The organism is Bacillus sp. AFS077874, assembly GCF_002566505.1.
Lineage (GTDB): Bacteria > Bacillota > Bacilli > Bacillales > Bacillaceae_G > Gottfriedia.
This window is the reverse complement of record NZ_NUYF01000012.1, coordinates 136344-160570: the sequence shown is the minus strand read 5'-3', so window position 1 is coordinate 160570 and position 24227 is coordinate 136344. Positions and strand designations below refer to the sequence as shown.

The window sequence follows — 24227 nt, the reverse complement described above, 5'->3', positions numbered from 1 at the left end:
CTAGTTCCCACCTTCTTTTACTTTCCATAATAGTTCTGGGATAATTGGTAAATTGTAAATTTCAGCCGAAATTGCAGTAGAAAGACAATTTCCAAGAGCAGCTGGCATTCCTAGTAATCCATGTTCCCCTACCCCTCGTGCACCAAATACAGCATCGACTTGTGGAGTTTCAATAAACGCAACTTCATATTTAGGATTCTCTCCAAATCGTATTGGTCGATATGTTCGTAATTGCGGATTTAGGACTTTCCCTTGCGAATCAAATTTAAAAGTTTCTCTACCGGCAAAGGATAGTCCCATACTCATTGCACCTTTAACTTGACCAGTTGCCGTCTTACTATTTAGTACATTGCCAATATCAACAGCTGTAACAGCTTTAAGAATCCTATATTCATATGTTTTCAGATTAACTTCTACTTCTACACCATGTGCACAAACCGTCCATTCTGGTCCTGGTTTTCCAGCACCGGTTTCCCGATTTATACGTGTTAGTCCAGTTAAAATATAATGTCCCCTTCCTATTATTTGTCCACCAATCGAATTCCCATTTGGAAATGTGTATCCATAAGCAATCTCTTTAATTGGTATATTTTTAGTAGGTTCACTCCTTATAAATACTTTTCCATAACCGACTTCTAAATCCTCAACAGGAGCACGTAATACAAATGAAGCTAGATCTTTTAATTGTCTAATTAAATCTTCTGCAGCTGCTAGCAAAGCTCTTCCTGCCATGAATGTCCCTCTACTTGCAACAGTTTTCCAATGCTCAGGTGTATTTAATGTGTTAATCTTCATTTGAACATGAATATCGTCTACGTCCATTTTTAGAATCTCTGCTAACATTTGAGCAAGAATTGTTTTTGTACCTTGACCCAGCTCTACTACACCCGAAAGTAAATTAATGCTACCGTCAGCATTATAGATTAATATGACACCTGAACTAGCATTTGGTGTAATTGTAGAAGTTTTCCAAGAACAACTAATTCCTTTTGCCCTTACTTTATGATTTCCTAAGTCAATGACCTGACCTTCTTCCCAATTGATTAATTCTTTCATTTTTTCAATACATTTTGGTAGATTTCCAACTGTACTTGAATTTAATACAACTTGAGTAGGCGTTTGATCACCTGGTTTAATTGCGTTTTTTTCTCTTAGTTCAATCGGGTCCATATTTAATTTCCTAGCAAGAATATCCATCGCTCTTTCGAATGCAAAATGTACTTCTGAATGACTAAAACCTCTAAAAGGTGCTGGATACGGATGATTTGTATACATACAAAAAGAATCACACCAAATATTTTCGATATTATAAGGTCCTGTACAATCAACTGCTCCTGCCCGAGTTAAATCAATTGATTTATCAGCATACGCTCCGCCATCCCATAAAAATTGAATCTCTGCAACCTTGAGCATTCCCTCTTTTGTACATCCTAGTTTTACATTCGCTTCAAGGCCAATATGCACTGGCGAGGAAAGCATATCATGTTCACGACTATTTAATATTTTTACTAATCTGCCATTTACAGCTCGTGAAGCAATAAAAGCTAAAATTTCTAACTGGACTGCCCCTTTTCCACCATATCCCCCACCAACAAAAGGCGTGTTTACAATGATTTTTCCAGGTTTTATTCCAAAATAATCACCAATCAAATCCTTTACCATAAAAGGGCTTTGTGAAGAAGTAGTAATCTCAATAGTGCCATCATGATGTATTTGCGCAAATGAACATCTTGTCTCCATTGCAGCATGATCTGATGGTCTAAAAGCAAAACTCTCATCAACCATTACTTCACTTTCTCTCCAACCTTTGTTAAAATCGCCTTTTCGAATTTTAATTCTTGTAGCTATATTAGTTCCTGGCTCTGGGTAAACCCCTTCTGTTTTTTCATATTCTCCTAGGTTAGGATGTAAAAGAGGAGCATTTTGTTTAAGTGCTTCCGACGGAGAATTTACAACAGTCAGTAATTCATATTGTACTTTCACTAAACTAGCAGCCTGATTTGCTTGATACTTTGTATCTGCTACAACGATTGCTACTACTTCTCCAAAAAACCGAACTCGGTCAAATGCAATTGGATGACGATCAAGTATTCCTTCTCCAACTAAAGGTAGATTTTCACCAAATATTATTTTTCTGACACCTGGCACGTTTAGAGCTTCAGTTGCATCAATATTTTTAATGATCGCATGCGCGTATGGACTTGTTACTAATTGAGCATGAAGCATATCATTTGCCTCAAAATCGTCCGTATATTTTGCATAGCCAGTAACTTTTTCGAAAGACTCTTTTCGGGGTATTCCTTTACCAATTATATGCATGATGTGTTCTCAACCCCTTTCGTAAAAAACATTTCACAATGTATTTTATACTTTAGCAATAGTTAATTTAAGCTTTCTTTTATATGAGATACTTTAAAAATTTATGTTTTGAATACTAAAAAAATGCCCAGATAGGAGAATCAGGCATCTTAATCATAACTATGAAATATAGGGTTTAATTAATTTACAACCTAATTATGATCTTAAATATTCATATTTAAAGACTTTAGTAATTACAAGATCAATTTCCATACATATCCAATTTACAAAAGGGAATAATACTTATATTCATTGCGGAGTTTTTAAGGAGTTGGTTTAAATGGAAGTAAATGAAAAAACCTCCATGCTTGAGGAAGTACAAAACGAATTTCATTCAAGTTCAGATTTTAAATATAAAAAATATTCAATTGGTGAAGTAACTCTTCATTTATGTTATCTAGATACAATGATCGATTCAGAGGTTATTCAAACACATATATTAGAACGATTAGTTTCAAAAGATCATTCAGGTCGAATCATCACGACTATATTAGATTCTGATGATGCATATACTCTTGATGAATGTATACAAGCCATTCTTTCGGGAAATGTCATTGTTTTTAATGATAACAATAAAAATAAAGCCAAATCCTATTCTGCACCTAGTAATAATAGCGATCGTTCTATCACAGAATCAAGTACTGAAACAGTTTCACTAGGTCCTCATGACAGTTTTGTTGAGAGTCTTAAAATTAATTCAACTTTAATTCGAAAAAGACTACGTACAAAGGAGCTAATCATAAAAAATATAACAGTTGGTAAAAAATATCCTATATCGCTTTCCATTATTTATTTGAACGATATCACTCCTCAATCAATGATTAAAACAATTGAGCAAAAAATTAAAAAGCTTGAGTTACGTGGACAAGTTGAACCTAAAAAAATGATTGAGGCTGTTCATATTCAAAATAGTATAGAAGAGTATCCGACTTCTATATTTCCACAAGTGATGTACACTGAAAGGCCGGATCGTACAATTCGTCATTTAGTAACGGGAAAGCCTGCTATTATAATTGATAATGACCCTAACGCTTTATTATTTCCCTATGATATTTATGGTTATTTTCGGAGTACAGAAGATTTTAATTTCAGATGGCTTTTTGGAGTATTTTTTTATTCTTTAAGAATTTTCGCATTTTGGATCGCAGTATTAATACCTTCAATTTATATCGCAGTTACCACTTATCATTCGAATATTTTACCTGTTTCTATTTTTTATACTTTAAAACTATCAATTGAAAATGTCCCTCTTCCACCATTGATCGAAGCTTTAACAATGATTATTATTTTAGAGCTTTTGAAGGAAGCACCTTTAAGACTCCCAAATCCAATCGGATCAACAATTGGTACTGTCGGAGCAATTGTTATTGGGACGGCTATTGTACAAACGAATTTAATCTCAAATTCTATGGTTGTTGTGATTGCAGTCACTGCCATTGCATCATTTTCACTTCCATCAAGGGAAATGTCGATTGCAGCACGAATCATGGGGATACCACTCTTAATCCTTGCATCAATTTTTGGATTTATCGGAATTAGCTTAGGCGTCTTTATGATTTTTGCTCACCTATCAAAAATTAAAGCCTTTAGTTTTCGATATGTTGAAAATCCAGGTTTCTCTGAGTTTGTTCTTTTTAAAAATAGAAAGGGGAAATCGTCATGATTAATAATAAACACCTATTCTATTTAATTATATTTACGCAATTCGGTGTTGCTATAACTAGCTTTCCTAATAATATGTATAAAGTTGCTGGCCATGACGGATGGATTTCAACTCTAGTAGGTGGCATGATTGTTCAAATTTTAATACTTCTTTATTATAGTTTATATAAAAAATTTCCAGACAAAAGCTTTACTGACTATACAAAAATAATAACGAATCCATTCATTGGAACATGTATAAATATTTGTTATTACGTCTATTTTTTGTATGTTGTGCTTGTAGTATCGATGAGATTTTCAGATATTATTACGATATGGATTTTTCCTAAAAGCCCATCTTGGCTTATACTCATTTTATTTTTATTAACAGCGTATATTGTTGCGAAAAATGACATTCTAACAATTGCTAGAACATATGTACTTTGTACTTTTATCTTTCTAATCTTTATCTTATTTTTACTATCTGCTTATGATAATGTTCATATTGGCAGAATATTACCTATTGGCCAATATCCAATAAAAAAGATTGGCTCCGGTGCTTATTCGTCCTTTATTGAAATGTTAGGTTTTGAAATCTTTTTATTTATAGCGCCAAACTTTCAAGATACAAAAAAGAAATTATTTACTTTATCTTTTGCAAATTTCTTTACGACAATTTTTTATACCTTTATTATTATTACTTCCTATATTCGATTAAGTAACAAAGAAAATAGTTATATCATAGACCCCATTCTATATATTTTTAAAACCTATCACTCGAAAATGATTGAAAGTTTAGATACGATATTTTTAAGCTTATGGACAATTGTCATTTGTGCTACAGTAGTTAGCTATATTTATATCGTTAGTGAAGATGTACATAAACGACTTTCATTAATTGTAAAAAATAGGAAAAGCATATTACTTTTCATCATTATAGTAGTATTTGCTTTTTATCCGTTAGTTTCCTTCCATCTAATCAGAAGAGAAACAATTGTAAATTTCGGTAGTTATTTAGACCCATTATTTATTATTATTATTCCATGCCTATTGTTCCTAATTAATAAAGTTAGGGGGCTAATCAATTGATTCGCAAGTCAATAATCATTATTTGTTTATTTTTATTTCTTTTAGTAGCTACTGGTTGCTGGGATTCAAGAACCATTACAGAAAAAACCTTAGTAAATGGGATTAGTATTGATATCGATCAAGATAAAAAAATTGAGGTGAATGCACTAATACTTGATATTATCGGAAGAGGAGCTGGCGTCTTCGATTTCCAAAATGAATCTGTTAAATCTATACAGAATTCAGTATCTCATGCTGGGATGGAAATACAATCATTTTTACCCGGAGATATAACGACATCAAAAACGAGGGTTATATTATTAGGTGAAGATTTCTCGAAAACTAAATTTATTCATCTTTTAAGTACCTTTCGGCGTAGAACATTTTCAAATCTAAATGTATCTGTCGCTATTACAAATAAGCAACCTGCAAAAAACGTTTTGGCATTAAAAACCGTTGGTTCAAAACCATTGTCATTTATATTAAGGGATACAATTGAAAATGCCGAGTCAACCTCCATCGCTCAAAAAATGGAGTTATTTAATATTTTTACTTATAGTTCTGAAGATGGAATTGATTTCACAATCCCAGTTGTAGATGTATCAGATAAACGAGTAGAAGTTGTTGGTGCAGGACTAATGCATAATGCTAGCTATACTGGTCATTTCATAACTTCTGAACAATCTCCTGTTCTTTTAATGCTGATGGGGAAATATGGAAATACCGGCCATTTTATTACAAAGCTTCCTAAAAAATATGAAGCACCATACAATACAATATCTTATGAAATCATTAGACCTAGAAATAATTTCTCTATTACGACTTCTAAAGATAAAATAAAAGTAAATTTAAAAGTTGATGCATTTGTTAGAATAGACGGAATTACATCAATTAAAATGTTAAAAGAAAAAGAAATGTGTTCCATTATTAAGAAAGATTTAAATAAAAGAGCTCAAGAAGTAATCAAAGAAATTCAGGTTGCAAATAGTGATGTGCTTGGTATTGGAAGATATTTAAAAGAACATCAGCCAGAAGAATGGCGAAAACTAAATTGGCAAAAGGAATATCCTACTATTGAAATCAAACCGAAAGTGACCGTTACCATATTAAGTACAGGAGCAATTGGAACAGAGTCTCAACTTGAAGAATAATTTAAAAAAGATAGTGCAGTCAGTTGTTATGCTGGCTTCACTATCTTTTTTAAATACTATTTTTAAACTGCAATTTAAATTCATCCATAAAATCTTTCGCAAGTGTTGATAATCCTTTTGATTGTAAGTATATCAACCAAAAATCTAAATCGAAAAACGTTTCTTCCTTTAATGGAATAATTTTAATGTCACCATTTAGAACGATCGGGCGATTTCTTATTGAAAAATTATGTAAATATAAAATGGCTTGGCTTTCTTTCACAAGTTCATAAAGCAAGCTACTTCTATTTGTTTGAAGGACTACATTTTTGGGATTCAGTTTAGAGATTTTTTGCAATGTCTTATAGTCAGAGTTTTTATACATAACAATTTTTTCATTCGTTAGTTCGTTTGGTGTGACAGATTCATAAGAATAAAACGGAGATTTCTTACCGACCGCAATGCAAATATGCCCCTTTGTTAAATGTTCAAAACCAATAAATTTTTCTTTCTTCAATTCTTCGATTGTGCTAGGAATCAGTGCAATATCATAATCTTGTTTACTGAAATTCTGAATCATATAAGCAGGATTTTCTTCAACTACTTCAAATGTAACTTCACTATTTTTCTCATTGTATTTGATCATCGTTTCTTGAAGAATTGCCGAAAAAGTAGGCGCAGTTAGTATTTTTAAATGATTGTTACTTCTATTCTTAATATCCTCTATTTCTTTATTAAGCTCTTTAATCGTATTTAATAAAATAATCGCTTTTGATATAACAATTTTCCCTTCAAAAGTTGGTGTAACTCCTTGTTTCGATCTGTTAAAAATTTTTATGCCAAGCTCATTTTCTAATTGAGTAATGGATTGACTCATTCCAGAAGGAGAGATAAATAATTTTTCTGCAGCTTTCGTGATTGACATCTCTTTTGCTGCAGTTACAATATGTTCCATTTGATCAAAATTCATACTTCAACTACTCCTTAAGAAAACTAAAACTATAATTTGTTCGTAATTTTATATTAATGATTCCAGAAAATCGATTCATTCTTATTATTAACATATCTTGCATCAAAATGCGTAATGATAAGTCTTATATTTAAGTGTATTCTATAACTATTATCATGATTTAAGAATTAAAAAAATAAGACAAGAATACTGATTTTTACGTATTCTTGTCTTTTATATTTTTAAGGGAAAGTTTGTTTTTAAAAAAGATGATCAATCGTTTTTTACGAAAGGGTGTTTATTCAATTATTAAAATATCCTAAACACCCCGTTCTGACTTGTTTTTACCTGAGAAACCTTGTCCTACTATTTATTATCGTTTGAACGCTATAACACTTGTCCAATCGCTGTAGATTTTTTTCGATCCAACCAATTTGTAAGAACGAACTTTGTAATAGTAAGTTTTACCTCTTGTTAATCCACTGTTCGTGTAATTTGTTTTTGTTACATTTGTTAAGTGAGCAAATGTGCCTGTTTTTGAAGTTGATTTAACAATCTCATAACCCGCAGCACCCGATACACTAGACCATGTAAATTTTACAGAAGATAAACCTGATTTTGTTAATTTTACATTTGTTGGTTTTGCTGGATTAGCTACCCATTTCGCGTAAATCGTAGTGTTTGTAGTCACTTTATCCTTCGCGAAGTTCCAAGCTACTTTTCCAGATGCATCTTTATACCACCCAAGGAAAGTATATCCTTTTCTTGTTGGTGATGCTGGTTGGCTAATCGTTGAATTGTAATTTACAGTTCTAGTCGAAATTGTGCCTCCAACAGAATTAAATTTAACAGTATATTTGTTTATGTTCCATTTTGCATAAAGTGTGATATTGCTTGTTAATGTTACTGATGAACCTGCAGACGTTTTTAATGCAGAATCTTTGTACCATCCAACAAATGTATAACCTGTTCTTGTTGGTTTTGGTAAAGTGATTTTGCTATTGTAATTTGCAGTTTTGTCTGCAATTTGACTACCACCATTACTATTGAAATGGATCGAATAAGAGTTAATACTCCACTTCGCATACAATGTAATGTTGTTTGTTAATGTTACAGTTGGGCCTACTGGCGTTTTTAATGCTGCATCAGTGTACCATCCAACAAATGTGTAACCTGTTCTTGTTGGTTTTGGTAAAGAAATGTTGCTATTGTAATTTGCAGTTTTATCAGCCACTTGACTGCCGCCATTGCTGTTAAAGTGAATTGTGTAAGAGTTAATACTCCACTTTGCATATAAAACCATATCTCCAGATACTTTGTCTGTTGCAAAGTTCCATGGTGTTTTACCTTCTGCATCTTTATACCAACCAAGGAATGTGTAACCCGTTCTTGTTGGTTTTGTTTCGTCTAGTAATGTGTTGTATTCAGCTTTTGCCGAAACAACTAGTCCAGCATCTTGTGTATCATAGATGACAGTGTATTTTGCTGGTTTCCATTTTCCGTAAAGCGTTTTTGCTGAGTAAATTGAATTTGTGAAATCCCAAGGGATTGTGCAATCTTGATCTGCAAACCAAGTTAATTCATAACCATGAACAGTTGGTGCTGTGATTCTTCGTGCTACAATTTGATCTTTCGTTGCTTCTTTTACTTCAGCTGGTGCATCACCTGGTACTACGAAATGTACATTATATCCATTTACTAATTTTTGAACTAATGATACATCAGCGTAATCAGTAGCCTTAATCGAAATCTGATAATCTCTCGCTCTTGAGAATAGACTCTTATCTAGTGTAATTGTACGATTCTCTTTATCGACAGTATATTTCGATCCGTCTATTGCAAGACCGTTAAGTGTGATGCCAGTAATCGCATTTGCCCAATCTTTATCAATATACTCTAATACAATATTGTTCCCGATTGCATTATCCGTTGTATCTGCTGTTACAAAAGATCCTGCTAAAGCATATTTCGCATAAAGTGTAATTGGTTTTGTCACAATATTATCAAAATCATATGGTATTGTTAAATCTTGATCGCTATACCAACCATAGAACTTGTATCCAGCTTTTGATGGATCGAATGGTTTCGTCGCACTTCTGTCTACGATTTGAGCTGGAACTGGATCTCCGCCATTTGAATTAAACGTAACCGTATATCCGACAACTTGGTCAACTACAATTACATCTTTATACCCTTCTGAAACAATCGTCACATTGAACTTTTGTGCATTCGTGAAAATAGCAGCCTTAAGGGTCATACTATTATTCGAAATCGTGTAATCCTTATTTAGTTCTAAAGTTTTAGCACCTATGTTCACTGCTTTGATATTATTCTTCCAAGTTCCGTCATCATTAAATGTTAACGTAATGTCGCTTCCTACAATGTTTCCAGCAACATCTTTATTAACCGTTGGTGGTACTTTATTCCAACATAGATAATAAGTTACATTATCCGTTATAAATTTACCGTTATCCATTGAAATATCAGACATCTTATCAATTGAGTTAGCTGCATCTAGATACAGATTTGAACTAATCGTCAGATTTCCATTTACTACATGAGAAGGACCTGTGATCATATTCGGTGCTGTCGCCAAACCATTGACAAGTGTATCGGCAAAGAATAAGTCTTTTGCATTCTTTAAGGATCCACCGTTCAAGTCAATATGACGTCTGTATCCTAGTTGAATATTAGGGATCGTAACTACTTCCCCTGTTGATGACGTTAGTTTGATATTATATCCTTTAATCGCCCCTGCATTTGATAACGTTGGCATCTCACTGAAGGCAAATTTCTCACCTAATTTCGTTTGACCTGCTTGAACAGCTTGATCATGAGTTGCTGTTTTAAAGGAAAGGATTCCATTATTACCATTTGACGTCAAGTCATAGGTACTTGGATCTAACGTATAAACCGTTGGTGTTGTTTCCGTTGAACCATCGCTTTTCATTTGAAAGAATGTTGCCTCGATATTGGCAATCTTGTCCTTAGATGTTAACCAAGAAACATTTGTTAAATAGTCAGGAATATTGATTTTTAAATCGCCTTCTCCTAATATCCAACCAACGCCAGAAACCCCTCCGTTACTTCCGTCGAATTTTAATCCATCCGGATTCGCTTTATCAACTGGTGAGTAGCTTTGAGTCGTATTCATTTGCCATTTCGCATAAACAGTCTTGTCTGCAGTTATTGGACCTGCATCCCATACTGTTTTTAAAGATGGTTCATTATACCAACCAAGAAATTTATATCCCGGTCTTGTTGGTGCAGGACTATAAAAACTTACTAAATCACTATTCGGACCATTCGAACGACTTGCGCTCGGTCTGTATCCTACTGCCATCGACTTAGGGGCTGAGCCATCCTGACTGTCAAATGTAATACTATAACCAACAGGCTGTTGCGCAGTGTAAATTGGGTCAAAACCTGCTATAGTATCTGGATAAACTGTTCCATCTGTACCTGTCGAGCCAATTGTAAATTTGTAAAGCTGAGGTAAATAATTTTTACCACCAGGATTGATTGTCGCTTGATTATATGTTGAAGTATTATTTGGATCAAGAGTAGAATCCGTCATAAATGTTTTTGCATTAAACGTGATTTTTCCTGGTTTGCTAATGTCGTAATATTTTTGATTTGTATCTGGATTGATTAAATTCGTGATATCCACAGTTTTACCGCTATTAGTCGTCATAATTACTTTATTGATACCATTTCGCCAGTTCGCATCTTCTTGGAAAGATAACGTTAAATCATTCCCAATATGCGCTACTGTTGGGTCTGTGATAATTGGAATCGCAGGCGTCGGAATTGGCACCGTTGATACTGTTAACGTTTTCGTTACATCTTGGTAACCTGTTGCCTTCACTGTAATTGTATAATTCGTTGCCGTCGGGAATAAAGAACCCGGTAACGTAATTTTTGAAGGCATTGTTTGACTTACACCATTTGCATCATAATACGTGTAAGCCGGACTCATTGTTACTTTATCAGTTACATCAGTTGATCCTAGCATAACTTTTGTAATGGCTTTTCTCCACACTACATCATCAACGAACACTGTGCTTGATGGAGAAAGTGAAATCGTTGCTCCATTTTGCAAGTCTTGTAACTTAGGTGTTGATGAGACTGCTTGAGCTGGACCTGCAAAATTAAGTTTTTGCATAACTTGCTGTAGCGTATCACCAGCATTTAACGTGATGGTTGCACCACCATACTGATTCGTAATCGTCATGTCTTTGTCGACTGTCATTTGAGCAGTTGGAACGGTTAATCCAGCATCAATTGCACTTTGATTCTGTATACCAAAGTTTTTGAAGATATAATAGAAATCATTATAATCAATTCCATAACCGAACCCACTTGGCTTAATCCAATAAATATCCTCATTTCTATTGGTATTTAAGAATTCCGTCTTGTTCGCTAATTTATTGTTTGGATTGTCACGATCAGTTAGGTTTTTGTATTGATAATACACATTGATTTCATCCGTCAAATCCTTCATGTCGATGACGTTGTCACCATTTACATCTCCACCTAAAAGGATTGGGAAAAGACCTGGAAGATCCTTTACTGTACCTGATTGATAACCGAATTTGTTTTGACCAATCACAGGTGTTTTTGCATATCCTTTAAAATGTCCTGGTACACTTGCTTCCAAAGAATATGGCTTGTCACTTACATCGGCTGTCAAAGCATAATATGGGTTGATAAACGCATAAGCCATTGTATTATTAGCTGTTGTCGGTTGATCTGTTGTAAATTTTTTACCATTTGTATCTGTAGCCGTTACCTTCGCACCTGAATCAACAGTGAATTGTGGATAGTTGTTATTAATGTTGTTTCTCGAGAAAGATTCCGCTGCTACACGTCCTCTAATCAAAGAAGTGAACTGTCTTACATAAGGTATATCAACCGGGAACCACGCAACCCTTGTATCTGCACCTGACAATGTTAAATTCACTTGCAACAAGTTATATGGAAATTCTCCTACTACAGGTTCAGGGTTTGTATAAGTTACATCTGCCTCAATAATCGGCATATCATGATCAAGAGCACCTGCTGAACCTATATTTGAAATTGTGATATCTGTTGTTTTTCCAATTTGATAATTTTGATGCGTGTATGGTTGACCTACAGTAAGAACGGTAGTTGGATCGATTCCTTTACTAATCAGATAGTTTTTATACTCATCTGTTAGTCGGATATTAGAGAATTTGTACACACCATGGTCATTCAGTAAAAATTTACCGCCAGTCATTCCGACACCATATTTTGTTGCGATTGTTGTTTTGAATGGTTTATTCGGATCGACAACTACTTTATCTTCGGTACCTGGTCCTGCATCTACTCCATTAGATGAAGTTAGGGTAACGTAAGGATTTCCTTTTTTAATAAAGTAATAAGTTTGTTTATTGATCTCATAATCATTTTCTCCCGAATAATCTGTAGGGTCAATTATAAAATCACTACCTAGTTTATTTGCTACGTCCTCTTTCGTCACACCAAAGTGGAAACGACCTTTCTCATTTGTATTGAAATAAACTGTTGGGTAATAACTGTCTTGATAACCAGTGACCATATTCAATCCTTGATCAACAGGAACAGGTTTGCCAGTCGTAGGACTAGGTACTGATGTTTCTCCATTATTTTTCATCACGTCTACGTTCGAGTCATAAACCGTACCATGAAATCCTTTAATTTCTTGTCCAGGTAGGTACCCTGTCGTATCGATTTCATAGATTCCCGGTTTGGAGTCAGAATCCATCGTCATAGTCGGCGGAGTACCATCAACATAGACCGTATCTTCCGCTGTGTAACGTTTTCCATCTTTACCTGTAGCAATCATCTCGAGAGAGTAACTACCTTCTTTTAGTACTTCAACCTTATCTGCAATGCCAGATTCGTCATATGTTCCATCATATGTCTTTGTAAATGGAAGATACCATCCATTAAAAAGAGTTAATAGTGGACCATATTGGACACCTGGGATAAAATTTCTACCGCTTGATAATGTGTTTGTTACACCTATATATTTCCCATCTTTATCCTTCACAACAATATATAAGTTTTCCATTTCATTGTTAACAGAAACATTATAAGCTGAAATATTTCCTTCTGCCACAGCTTTTAGCACAACATTGAACGTATTAATTCCTTTTTCCGCAACTGTAATTGTAAATGGAATTCGATAAGTTTCCGATGAGTCCGCTGCATTTATTAAGTGAATATACCCCTCGTAAGTACCCTCAAGTGAATTTGACGGAACTGTTATTTTTGCCGTAGCTTTGACTGTACTTCCTCCGCCGACATTAATCGATTTCACGTTATTTCCATCAACCGAAAAATCAATTTTAACATCATTTCCTGTTCCTGGTCCGACTTTATTCGACCCAGCAAATTTTGAGGAAATAAATTCCGTACTTACATTAAATGTTTTAGTACTACTTCCTTGGTTAGAAACGTTAAAATCTTTTGAAGAAACTACATCATCAGAACCGTTCGTTGCACCTTCTCCTCTACCTTTAAAACCAAAGAACATGCTACCTGTAATGTTATCTACTTCATGTGCTGTTGAGCTATCTGCTAGATTATCAATTGTAACTGTTTTATCTACAACTTGAATTTTTACATTTTCTTTAATAGCACGTGATGGATCAACACGTCCTGCTCCTACTTGATAAACACTATAAGTCTTTGAATCTGTGTTAATATCTTTAGCAGTATTCATTAATGCTGTTTTGACATCAGCCGGTGTATAATCTGGATGTGCAGCTAAAATTAAAGCTGAGATCCCAGCAACGTGAGGAGTTGCCATTGATGTACCAGACATAATCTGATAACCAATTTTATAATCATGTGCTGCATTTGGCTCCCAAATATCGTATGGAGCTGTTGAAGAAATATCAACCCCAGGTGCAACTACATCTGGCTTAATTGTCCAATCTTTAACTGGGCCTGTTGAGCTAAAGCTTGCTAATTCATCCCCGCTCTTAGTAATAGGTGCATCGAGTGTAGAAGGGAACGTAATATTAGCTGATTTTGGGTCCTTTTTAATCGCATCAGAAAGAGCTTGTCCTTGTTCTTGAGTTAATGAAATAGAATAAACATTATCCATGCTTACTCCTAAGAAATTAGGAATATAACCTTGAGAATCAGTATCAGCTGTATTATCCCAGATAATCATTCCAGCTGCTCCAGCATTTTTAGCATTTGTCATTTTTGTTTGTAAATAGTCTACGCCACGCTTTACTAGAACAAGTTTACCTTTCACATCAATTCCACTATAATCTGCTTCACTTCCTAAGCCAACATCAACGATTGGAAGTGTTTGACCTTTATAAACATCGTCTGCTTGTGAAAAGTTTTTACCAAATAAACGTGATTTATATGAAACTGAACCATTCTTAACAGTCATTGTTGCAATTTCTTCAGGGATTGTACTTGCACCAACAGTAATTGCCAGTGCCGAAGTTCCTGGTGAACCTACTGTAGCTTGCCCAGGTCCACTATTACCTGCAGCAACATCACACACAACTCCAGCTAAAGTAGCATTGTTAATTGCAATGCTTGTTGGGTAAAATGGATCATTAACATTTGCACCAAGAGATAGATTAATTACATCCATATGATCTTTTGCAGCTTGATCGATACCACTTAGTACGGATTCCGTTGTTCCATGTCCTCCTGGTCCTAATACACGATAACCATAAAGAGCCACATCAGGTGCTACCCCATTTGCCGAATAAACATCGTTATTATTCGTCGTATTTGCTGCAATCGTACCAGAAACGTGTGTTCCGTGTGAAGTAATATATGGCTTATAATCTGAAGGTGGTGTTCCCCAAACTGGATTTGAACTCGCCTTATCAGCTACCCAATCATCATAAGTTGTTTCCATTGGATCATGGTCATCCACATACTTAATGTTTCCTGTTGCATCAATTCCGTCATTATTTACAAAGTCATGACCACCATATAATTTTCCATTTTCATCATGTGTTACTTTATAAAGATCAGGGTGGTTGTAATCGATTCCTGTATCCAATACACCCACTTTAACCTTTTGGCCCGCACGTGGACCTGTTTTAATAATACCTGTATTTCCTTCAGCTTGAAGCTTATCAATCCCTAAATGGGAAAGTGCTGAAGTTGGCTTGCCAGCTGATGTAGCTGTCGCTGATTTTTGAGAATTTCCTTCATCAGGTAAAGAATATTCTACTTGAGACCAAACAGACGCAACATCTGGACTTTCTGCAAGCTTTTGAACTAAATTTGCGGGTAACGTTAATGCAACTCCATTAAATGCATCTGTAAATTCTCGCGTAATACTAATTTCTGTTTTAACAGTTTTCCCGCCAACAATAGAAGTTTTAGGTTGAGTATTTAAAAAGCTCTTAAAATTTGCATGTGAATCTTTAACTTTTATTTTAGCATCTGAATATTCGCTATCAAAAGCTTGACTATTTGCAGTTGCTCCACCTTTAGCTAAAGATTGCTTAATGATTTGTATTTTAGCTGGATCTTGTTTAAATTGAACAATAACATTAATCTTTTTTGAACCGATTAAATCCTTTTTGTCTACACGGATTTTTTCAGTATTATCTGCACCAGTAAGCTTATTAATATTTGCTTTTTGTTCTGGTGTAAGCCCGTCAAGAATACGTTTTACTTCTTTTGCATCAAAGGTATTACTAGATAAATTTTGCTGATTAAGATTTGCTTCAGCAGTATTTCCACTTGCATAACTATGAGGAATCACAACATTTAAAAACATCGAACTTAATGCAAAGATCGAAAGTATTTTTTTTGTTGGCCTCTTACTTTTGTGAGACGATTTTCTCTCTTTCATGTTTTCCCCCCCAGTATAAACAAATAATGAAAAATTCGATTATTTGCCCAAATTCCGAAAATTCAAGTATTAAAATTTTTCTAAACACTTAAATTTAATTAAATATTACTCCATGTTTCGCTTGTCTTGTATTGGGGAAATTTAGCGATTTATACTTCATTTTTTTACATAAATAACGCGATAAATTGTTATTATATGACATAAGTTGTAGAATTTTAGTTAAAAAACCTATTAAAAATATCGAAACTTCAAGTAAAACAAGAGATTTTTGACGATTTTAAAATCGGGGGAATTTGGGGGAATTTGGGGGAATTTGAGGTTTTTGTTAAAAAAATTAAAAAGTTAGAAAATTCCTATTTTTAACAAAAAAAGCTATCAAACTTTTAATTAAAAAAGAATGATAGCTTTCTAATGTAAGATTAATCTATTTAGTTAATTTAGACCTAATTGAGTTAAAACATAATCTAACGTTACACCTTTATAAGTATCTAGGCGGCTGTTTTCATGTGTAATAGACTTTATTGTTAAATCTATAGATTATTAACAAATTTTGATCTGTTTTTCATTCGTTTTACAAATAATTAAGCAAGATTGTTAGTTTTCCAATTAAAAGTTTCTATCATTGTACAATTATTAGATTAAAATACCCTAACCAGTTTGGGTAATTTTTTATCTTATTTGTGATTCTTGGTGTTTTAATTGCAGGTTTGCTAATTTTATTTGCTATTCTCAATTTTTATTTGCGATTGTGGGAATTTTATTTGCGATTTTCAGATTTTATTTGCAGTACACTGTTTATTTGCGCAGAGGGACTCCTTATTTGCTACTTGCTAAGACTTTTTTGCATTCCATTTTTATTACCGATAAAAAACGCACAAAGAATATTAATATATTAGTGCGTAAACCTCTTACTTACTATGATTTCCAACCTAATTGAGCTCTAAAAATAAAAAATCAAACCCCTGAATATCATGGATTTGAGAAGTAACTCAACTTAATTCTTAATTTTTTTCAATACAGTTTCCGTTAAAAGGAACACATATTTTTATAGATGGACAAAACCCAGGATTTTTTGTACATAATGCAGAAGTAAATTCAGGATCTAATCTGCTAACCGAATTAAAATAACAGCCAATATAATGATTACGAGCTATGCTATTTAATTGAAACGAGACTGGAAAATTATTGTTTACATGCCTATAATATAAGCCTTTAGATGTAAACGGCGGAGGATAAGCTTCTGCAGGTAAGGTAGGAATAATGTCATGTATATTAAAAATACGAAAACTACTCTTTACAATTTGATTGTATCGATAAGCAAATTCTGGATCTGCTACACGCGGACTACCGAAAGTATAGACTGATAGATTGTCGAAATCAGAATTCACTGAAATGTCAAAAGCAGCTAAAACAGCTAAAGCACCACCCAAACTGTATCCTGTTATCAATAGTCTTTTATTAGGTGATAACTTCATCAATTCTGTAAATAGTTCATTTCTTGCAGATTGATAAATACAAGTAAATCCTCTATGTGTTTTTCCAACATTTTCAGCAAAAGGATATTCTATTTGATACAAGTCTTGATCTGACTCATTATCTTTATATGAATCTGTACCTCTAAAAGCTATAATAATTTCATCTTTTGATTCTGCCATAAATCCAAAAACTTCAGCTTCTGGCTCTTCAACTCCGGCAAAAGCATAAATCAAATGGCGTAGTTCAAATCCTTTCGGTAAAATTAGACTTCCATTTTCTATAAGCTGATTTGATTGATGGCACATTGCAGCAAGTAATATTGCATCATTACTATTAAATACATTGTCATTTCGATAGTAATTCATATTAACCTTCACCTGCTTTAATACAAGGTTTTGGACAGTTACAAGTTCGCTGAAATGGAAAACACATTTCCGAATTAGGACAAAAATTAGGGCTTTCATTACATAATTTGATCGCATAATCTGGATTTAAATTACTTAAGTTTTTAAAATAACAGCCTATCCCATCATTTCGAGGCGTATTATTCAACTGGAAGGAAATTGGATATTTTGTATTTACATGTTGATAATAGATCCCGTCCTCAGTAAATGGCGGAGGATAAAATTTTTCTGGAAAAGTTGTAAATGAATCATGAATATTAACGATCCTTTGACTACTTTTCACGACTTGATTAAATTGATAAACAAAGTCTGGATCACCCACACGTGGACTCCCATAAGTATAAACGGATGCATGTTTAAATTTTGAGTTCGTTATTATATCTAAAGTGGCTAACGTTGCTAATGCTCCACCATAGTTGTACCCAGTAATAAATAGTTTTTTATTCTTTGGAAACTTGTTTAATTCTTTAAATAATTTTTTTCTTGTAGATTGGTAAATACATGTAAAGCCTCGGGAAGTTTTACCGCTATTTTCAACATAGGGATAAGGAACTTGAAGGATGTCATACGCTGCAATAAGATCTGCTGGATAGGCGGCATACCCTCTAAATGCGATAATAATATTTTCTTTTGATTCGGCAATAAAACCAAATACCTCATTAGTAGGATTTTCTATATTTACATCAGCATGGATAATATACTTCAGGACGTAGCCTTTTGGTAAAGTAATCGTTCCTTTACGAAAAAGTACATATGTTTGATAGCTGAATGCAGCTAAAAGAATAGCTTCTTTGCTATTCAAAACATTTCTCTTTTCGGAGAGTCTCATATTTTTTCGTCCTCTCTTTTTTTCCTGTAAGCTTTAACTATTTTGATTTTGGAGATGGATTTTTTGAAGTTTGATTTTCCATTCTTATGATACTCTCTTATCACTAGCCTAATTTATTTCTTGTATAAAAATAAAGAAACCATACTGCATGATTTTGCTCATCTTTTGCCGCTCTACTAAAGGCATTTTTAATAAATTGGTTTGACGTGCCATCTGAAACACTTAAATAAAAATCGACTGTTTCTTGTTCATCTTTTAAAGCAAACTCAAGACCTTCTACATATGCATTAGGACAGTCTTCTGATACTTTCGGTTGTGGTTGTGTCCCTGTTAAATTAATATAAATTGATCCGAAAAGGTTGTAATGCTTTATTTCATCTTCTTTTATTTCTAAAATTGTTTTACGTTCTTCCTCATTCTTTGCCAAACCAGCTAATTTTGTATAGCATTTAATAGCTGAATATTCACCATTAATAGCCTTTTCTAATTCACTAATTAATTTATGATCCCTCTCATACAAATTCCCATAGTATTGATAATACACAACTTCACCTCTAAGTTTCATTTTATACAAATCTTGTTATTTTTTATTTAATACCTCATACATTGTATGTTCCTTTCATCAATATTAAGATTAATTTATTGATGCTAATATGAAAGAAGAAACTTGTTTAAATACGTTTACAAGCAATATTAAACTTACAAAATATTGAACAAAAAAGGAAAAAAGAGTCTATAATAGACTCTTTTCACATTTTTTATATTATTTTTTTGATTCGATCTCAAACGCAGCTTGAAAAGTTTGATTTGTTATATTTTTTGCAACATCATCACCAAGTATTTCAGCATACCGTTTATATAGGTTTTTCCAGCATACTTTAATGTCTTCTTGAATTTTAATTCCTTTATCAGTTAAACTCACTAATGTTAATTTACCCTCACTTTTCCGCTCAACTAGTTTTTTGACCTCTAATTTTTCTACAAATCTTGTTGTAGTTGATGGGGCAATATGCAAAATATTACTTAATTCTGTTTGGGTAATATTGGGTTGTTCATAAACAGCCATTAATAAAAATGCATAAGTAGGGGAAATGCCAAGTGGAGCAAATTCCTCTTCTGCCATCTTATTCATTAATCTAGCCAAATGATTGGCAGTAAAGTATAAACAATTACTAAAATATTGTTCCATTTGCTCAGCTCCTGATTTATCTTGCTAGTATATACAACTTATAAAATAAAACATTGCTTTGTCAATAAGTTGGTAGAACAAATGTTAACAGATTTCGTTTTAGCGATTTCCACTTAAATTCGGATTTGTAATATAAGAAGCTAACTTTCAAGGTTTTTCACTAGGACTTTATAAGCCAAAATAAAAAAGCATGAAATAAACATTTCATGCTTTTTTTATTATTTTCTCAAATGATAAGGAACCGTCGTAACGACTACATCCTTTTGACTTATTAACCAAAGTCGAAGTAAAAGTGCCGTTTGATTGTGAAGAAGATTATGCCACCATCTCTTAGGAATAAATTGTGGAATCACAATTTGAACATGACTATCAGGTTCATTTCCTTCTATTAACTTAATGAATCTTGAAAGTGGCGCAAGTACTGAACGATACGGACTTTTTAGAACGACTAAGCGACAAGGATTACCCCATTCTTCCCATTTCTCTTCCATTCTTTCGATTGATTCATCATCAAAGCCTACATAAACAGCGATCGGTTCGGTTGCAATACCTTTTGCAAATGACAATGTATTATGAACAACTCGATGAGTCCCTGAAACTAATACAACCGTTATAACTTTATTTGCTTCTGGTTTAAAAGTACTTAAATCAATTCGTAATTCACTTGCTACATTTTGATAATGTTTATAGATTGCTAAAGAGAAGAATATAATCGTCGGAATTACGACTAAAACCACCCAAGCACCATCTACAAATTTTGTAACGGCAAAGATTACAGTAACAACTGAAGTCACAATTAATCCTATTACATTTATAGCTAATTTAACTTGCCATTTAGGCCCTTTTACTCGCTTCCATCTTCTTGTTAACCCTAATTGAGCAATTGTAAATGATAAAAATACACCTATTGCGTACAGTGGTATAAGTGCATTCGTATGAGCTTGGAATGCAATAATTAAAATACTCGCTGCGGCAGCAAGAGCAATAATACCATTTGAGTAACCTAAACGATCGCCTCTGTTTGTAAATCCTCTAGGTAGGAAGCCGTCTGCTGCTACAATTGCTGCTAACTGAGAAAATCCTGTAAATGTTGAATTAGCTGCTAAAATTAAAATAATAAATGTAAACCAAATGATAACTTGATATAAAATTCCGTGTCCGAAATACACCTTTATTAATTGTGATAACATCGTATCATTTGGGTTAGGTGAAATTCCGTTTACATATAAATGATAAGCAAAGCCTAAAAGTGTAATAGAAGTAATTACGCCTAATGCGATATATGTTTTAATCGCATTTTTTTGACGAGGTTCTCTAAAAACTGGCACTGCATTTGAAATTGTTTCAATACCTGTTAAAGCAGAACATGCCGAACTAAATGCTTTTAAAACAAGTAAAATACTTAAACCTTGTGGTACTGTACCAAATGTAGGCGTATGGTGCTGTACAAAACCATTTTGGAATTCGTCAAAAAATCCGGTAAAAATCAAAAGTAACATACAAATCATAAAGCCAAATGTTGGCCACGCAAATATTTTAGCTGATTCTGCAACCCCACGAAGATTGACAACTAGTAATAAAAATACACAAAATATTGCTAATACTGTTTCATAAGGTGCAACGGCTGGGTAAGCAGATGACACAGCTTCAAGTGCAGCAGAAACTGAAACCGCAACTGTTAAAATATAATCAACTAATAGAGAGCTTGATGCTACGAGTGAAACCCATCGAGGTTTGAAATTGTCTTTGGCAATCGCATATGCCCCGCCACCACTTGGATAAGCTAAAATCCCCATAATATATGAAAGAATAAGAATTCCTAATAAAAGAACAGTTGCGATCGTAATCGGTATGATATACCAGTGTGCTTTTTCCCCTAGACCGATCAACTCGGTCATTCCCGCCTCTGGTCCATACGATACAGATGAATACAAATCAGCTGCAAGAATTGGTAAGGCGATAAACCAAATCAACTTATTATGCTGGGCATGTATTTCTGCAGTTCTCATAGGTCTACCAATAAAAACTCGTTTTACACTGTTAAAATTTGCAACCGAGTAATAAATCCCAAATATCGCTAAAATAAATAGTCCAATTTCTATATATTCGGACGGATGATGCATGATTCTCTCCCCTTTAAGAAAACAAATAATATTGGTGTTTTACAGCCAATTCCCCACTTTTTTGCATACAAAAAAACACTAAGCTTTACTTAGTGTTTAAAAAACAATACTAAATAAACCCCCTTCTTTAAATGCTTACGAGGTTAGCTGTCGGATTCGGGATTAAAGAATACCCCTACCTTTACAAAAAGGATTCACCCCAATAAAGAAATGGTTCCCCCGCTCTTTTTAAGATTAAGCAACTATGGTTTTGAATAGAAAAATATAGAATTTAAATGTAAATATATAACTTTAGAATAAATTTGTAAATAGACTTTTACTAAATTTTACAATCGAATTTTTTGAATCTCAAAATAAGAGTAAACACATTTCCTCTATTTATTAGCGCACTTGATTCCAAACGATTTGTTGAGACTTATTTGTAGCTAAAGTGTTCGTTAATACGTTCTGAACTTCTATTTGATTAAACGTTGAGATCTTTTTATTAGCATCTGACATATTCGTTTCGTACCCTGTCAGCAAAATAGAAAATCCACATCCAACTACTAAAGATAAAATTACTTTTTTCATTTTGTTTTCTCCTCTCGATTTTTTTCATAAAAAAAAACCATGACCTTTGGCCGTGGTTTGACGTTTGTTTTTAAACGTAAGACCAGCTCGTTAGAATCTTCACGACTAATTAGCGTGCTTGATTCCAAAAGATCTCTTTTGATTGATCAACTGTTACAATGTTTGTTAACACGTTTTGTACTTCAGTTTGATTAAACGTTGAGATCTTTTTATTAACTTCTGACTTATTCGTTTCGTACCCTGTCAGTAAAATAGAGAATCCACATCCGACTACTAAAGATAAAATTGCTTTTTTCATTTTGCTTTCTCCTTTCTTGATTTTTATTTTTAAAATATAAAAAAACCATGACCAAAGGTCGTGGTTTGACGTTTGTTTTTAAACGTAAGACCAATTTCGGAAGGTTCGCGACTAATTATCGCGCTTGATTCCAAACAATCTCTTGTGAATTATCAACTGCTGAAGTGTTTGTTAACACGTTTTGCACCTCAGTTTGGTTAAACATAGAGATCTCTTTATTAACTTCTGACTTATTCGTTTCGTACCCTGTCAGTAAAATAGAAAATCCACATCCAACTACTAAAGATAAGATTACTTTTTTCATTTTGTTTTCTCCTTTCGCTATTTTTTTCATATAAAAAAACCATGACCAAATGGCCGTGGTTTGACGTTCGTTTTTAAACGTAAGACCAACTTTATCATGATAAAAACCACTCGTCAAATGGTGATTTTTGGAATTAGTAATGTAAACGATTACTTGAAAGAAATGATTTTTAAGGCTTTATTTTTGGTAATCGTTTACATTTATATAAAGATTTAAAAGAAGTTTTTTTATATGATTTAAGGCTATTCTACTTATTAAAAAAAACCTTCATCAATGGCGGGTAAACTAGCGTAGTGATTCTAATTCTTTAAAATTAACTTTAATACTATCCAAAATTCCCACAAAAAGGTAATTCACAGTAAAACTGCTTTTCATTTAGTCAAGGTTTGCAAAACGATGTAAATCCCTATTTTCCCCAATCATTACCAATACATCTCCCTCATGGATCACCTCATCAGGAGAGGGTGAAATATTAACGACTCCTTGGGTTTTAATAGCGATTACCGTTAAATTAAACTCTACTCTTATATTTAATTCCTTTAAACTTTTCCCCACCATATTAGAAGGTAACTTAATTTCTTCTATACTGTAATTTTTAGCAAGTTCTATAAAGTTTAAAACATTTGGTGACATAAGCTGGTGTGCTACACGTTCTCCCATATTTCTTTCTGGATAAATCACCCAATCCGCTCCAACTCTTTTCAATACTTCACCATGCTGTTTATTTAATGCCTTTACGACGATCTTATTAATACTTAGATCATTTAACACTAATGTTGTCAAAATACTGGCTTGCATATCATTTCCAATCGCTACTATGACTGTGTCGAAATTACCGATTCCTATTGCTTTTAATGACTCCTCATTTGTTGAATCTGCTATTACCGCATGAGTCGCTCGATCTGCAATTTCATTTATACGTTCTTCATTATTATCAATAACCAAAACTTCATTTCCATGATCCAATAAAGTATTTACAATACCCGAACCAAATCTTCCAAGTCCAATGACTGCATATTGTTTTTTCATATAACATG

General features: G+C 33.5%; 15 protein-coding genes and 1 riboswitch. Of the genes, 3 read left to right on the top strand and 12 right to left on the bottom strand.

Features of this window, described 5'->3' with window-relative positions:
• Nucleotides 1–2319, bottom strand: a complete 2319-nt coding sequence (locus tag COJ46_RS13450) for a xanthine dehydrogenase family protein molybdopterin-binding subunit (protein ID WP_097975914.1) — start codon at nt 2317–2319, stop codon at nt 1–3.
• Between the two features lie 319 nt (nt 2320–2638).
• On the opposite strand from COJ46_RS13450, the gene COJ46_RS13445 reads away from it, so the two are divergent.
• Genes COJ46_RS13445 through COJ46_RS13435 form a run of 3 tightly spaced genes read left to right on the top strand, consistent with a single transcriptional unit; the run spans nt 2639 to nt 6218 of the window.
• Complete coding sequence (locus COJ46_RS13445) at nt 2639–4021, top strand: spore germination protein (protein WP_097975915.1); 1383 nt, start codon at nt 2639–2641, stop codon at nt 4019–4021.
• The gene (locus tag COJ46_RS13440; RefSeq protein WP_097975917.1) at nt 4018–5088 is read left to right on the top strand and encodes a GerAB/ArcD/ProY family transporter; all 1071 of its coding nucleotides are present in this window, start codon (nt 4018–4020) and stop codon (nt 5086–5088) included. The genes COJ46_RS13445 and COJ46_RS13440 overlap by 4 nt, the downstream gene beginning before the upstream one ends.
• Nucleotides 5085–6218: a Ger(x)C family spore germination protein gene (locus COJ46_RS13435; protein ID WP_097975919.1), complete on the top strand. Its 1134-nt coding sequence runs from the start codon at nt 5085–5087 to the stop codon at nt 6216–6218. Before COJ46_RS13440 ends, COJ46_RS13435 begins: the two co-directional genes overlap by 4 nt.
• Nucleotides 6219–6267: 49 nt before the next feature.
• On the opposite strand, the gene COJ46_RS13430 is transcribed toward COJ46_RS13435, so the two are convergent.
• The 11 genes from COJ46_RS13430 to COJ46_RS13380 all read right to left on the bottom strand — a co-directional run bounded on the left by COJ46_RS13430 (nt 6268) and on the right by COJ46_RS13380 (nt 24219).
• Nucleotides 6268–7167, bottom strand: a complete 900-nt coding sequence (locus tag COJ46_RS13430) for a LysR family transcriptional regulator (protein ID WP_097975921.1) — start codon at nt 7165–7167, stop codon at nt 6268–6270.
• A 352-nt stretch (nt 7168–7519) separates the two neighbouring features.
• On the bottom strand, nt 7520–15997 hold the full coding sequence (locus tag COJ46_RS13425) for an InlB B-repeat-containing protein (RefSeq protein ID WP_098566003.1): 8478 nt from the start codon (nt 15995–15997) through the stop codon (nt 7520–7522).
• A gap of 1001 nt (nt 15998–16998) precedes the next feature.
• The gene (locus COJ46_RS13420; protein ID WP_097975925.1) at nt 16999–17838 is read right to left on the bottom strand and encodes a lipase family protein; all 840 of its coding nucleotides are present in this window, start codon (nt 17836–17838) and stop codon (nt 16999–17001) included.
• Between the two features lies 1 nt (nt 17839).
• The gene (locus COJ46_RS13415; protein WP_097975926.1) at nt 17840–18706 is read right to left on the bottom strand and encodes a lipase family protein; all 867 of its coding nucleotides are present in this window, start codon (nt 18704–18706) and stop codon (nt 17840–17842) included.
• Nucleotides 18707–18809: 103 nt separating this feature from the next.
• Nucleotides 18810–19250 (bottom strand): ferritin family protein, encoded by a 441-nt coding sequence (locus COJ46_RS13410; RefSeq protein WP_176522522.1) that lies wholly within the window; start codon nt 19248–19250, stop codon nt 18810–18812.
• 219 nt (nt 19251–19469) lie between these two features.
• Nucleotides 19470–19895 carry a MarR family winged helix-turn-helix transcriptional regulator gene (locus COJ46_RS13405; RefSeq protein ID WP_097975930.1) on the bottom strand — a complete coding sequence of 142 codons (426 nt, stop codon included), beginning with the start codon at nt 19893–19895 and terminating at the stop codon, nt 19470–19472.
• 218 nt (nt 19896–20113) lie between these two features.
• Entirely contained in the window at nt 20114–22018 is a 1905-nt protein-coding gene (locus tag COJ46_RS13400) for an APC family permease (protein ID WP_098566002.1), read from the bottom strand.
• A gap of 117 nt (nt 22019–22135) precedes the next feature.
• Nucleotides 22136–22269: riboswitch (cyclic di-AMP (ydaO/yuaA leader) on the bottom strand.
• 130 nt (nt 22270–22399) lie between these two features.
• On the bottom strand, nt 22400–22588 hold the full coding sequence (locus COJ46_RS13395) for a hypothetical protein (RefSeq protein ID WP_097975933.1): 189 nt from the start codon (nt 22586–22588) through the stop codon (nt 22400–22402).
• Between the two features lie 109 nt (nt 22589–22697).
• Entirely contained in the window at nt 22698–22886 is a 189-nt protein-coding gene (locus tag COJ46_RS13390; protein WP_097975935.1) for a hypothetical protein, read from the bottom strand.
• Between the two features lie 115 nt (nt 22887–23001).
• Nucleotides 23002–23190 carry a hypothetical protein gene (locus tag COJ46_RS13385; protein ID WP_097975937.1) on the bottom strand — a complete coding sequence of 63 codons (189 nt, stop codon included), beginning with the start codon at nt 23188–23190 and terminating at the stop codon, nt 23002–23004.
• Between the two features lie 375 nt (nt 23191–23565).
• On the bottom strand, nt 23566–24219 hold the full coding sequence (locus COJ46_RS13380) for a potassium channel family protein (protein ID WP_097975939.1): 654 nt from the start codon (nt 24217–24219) through the stop codon (nt 23566–23568).
• Nucleotides 24220–24227: the final 8 nt, after the last annotated feature.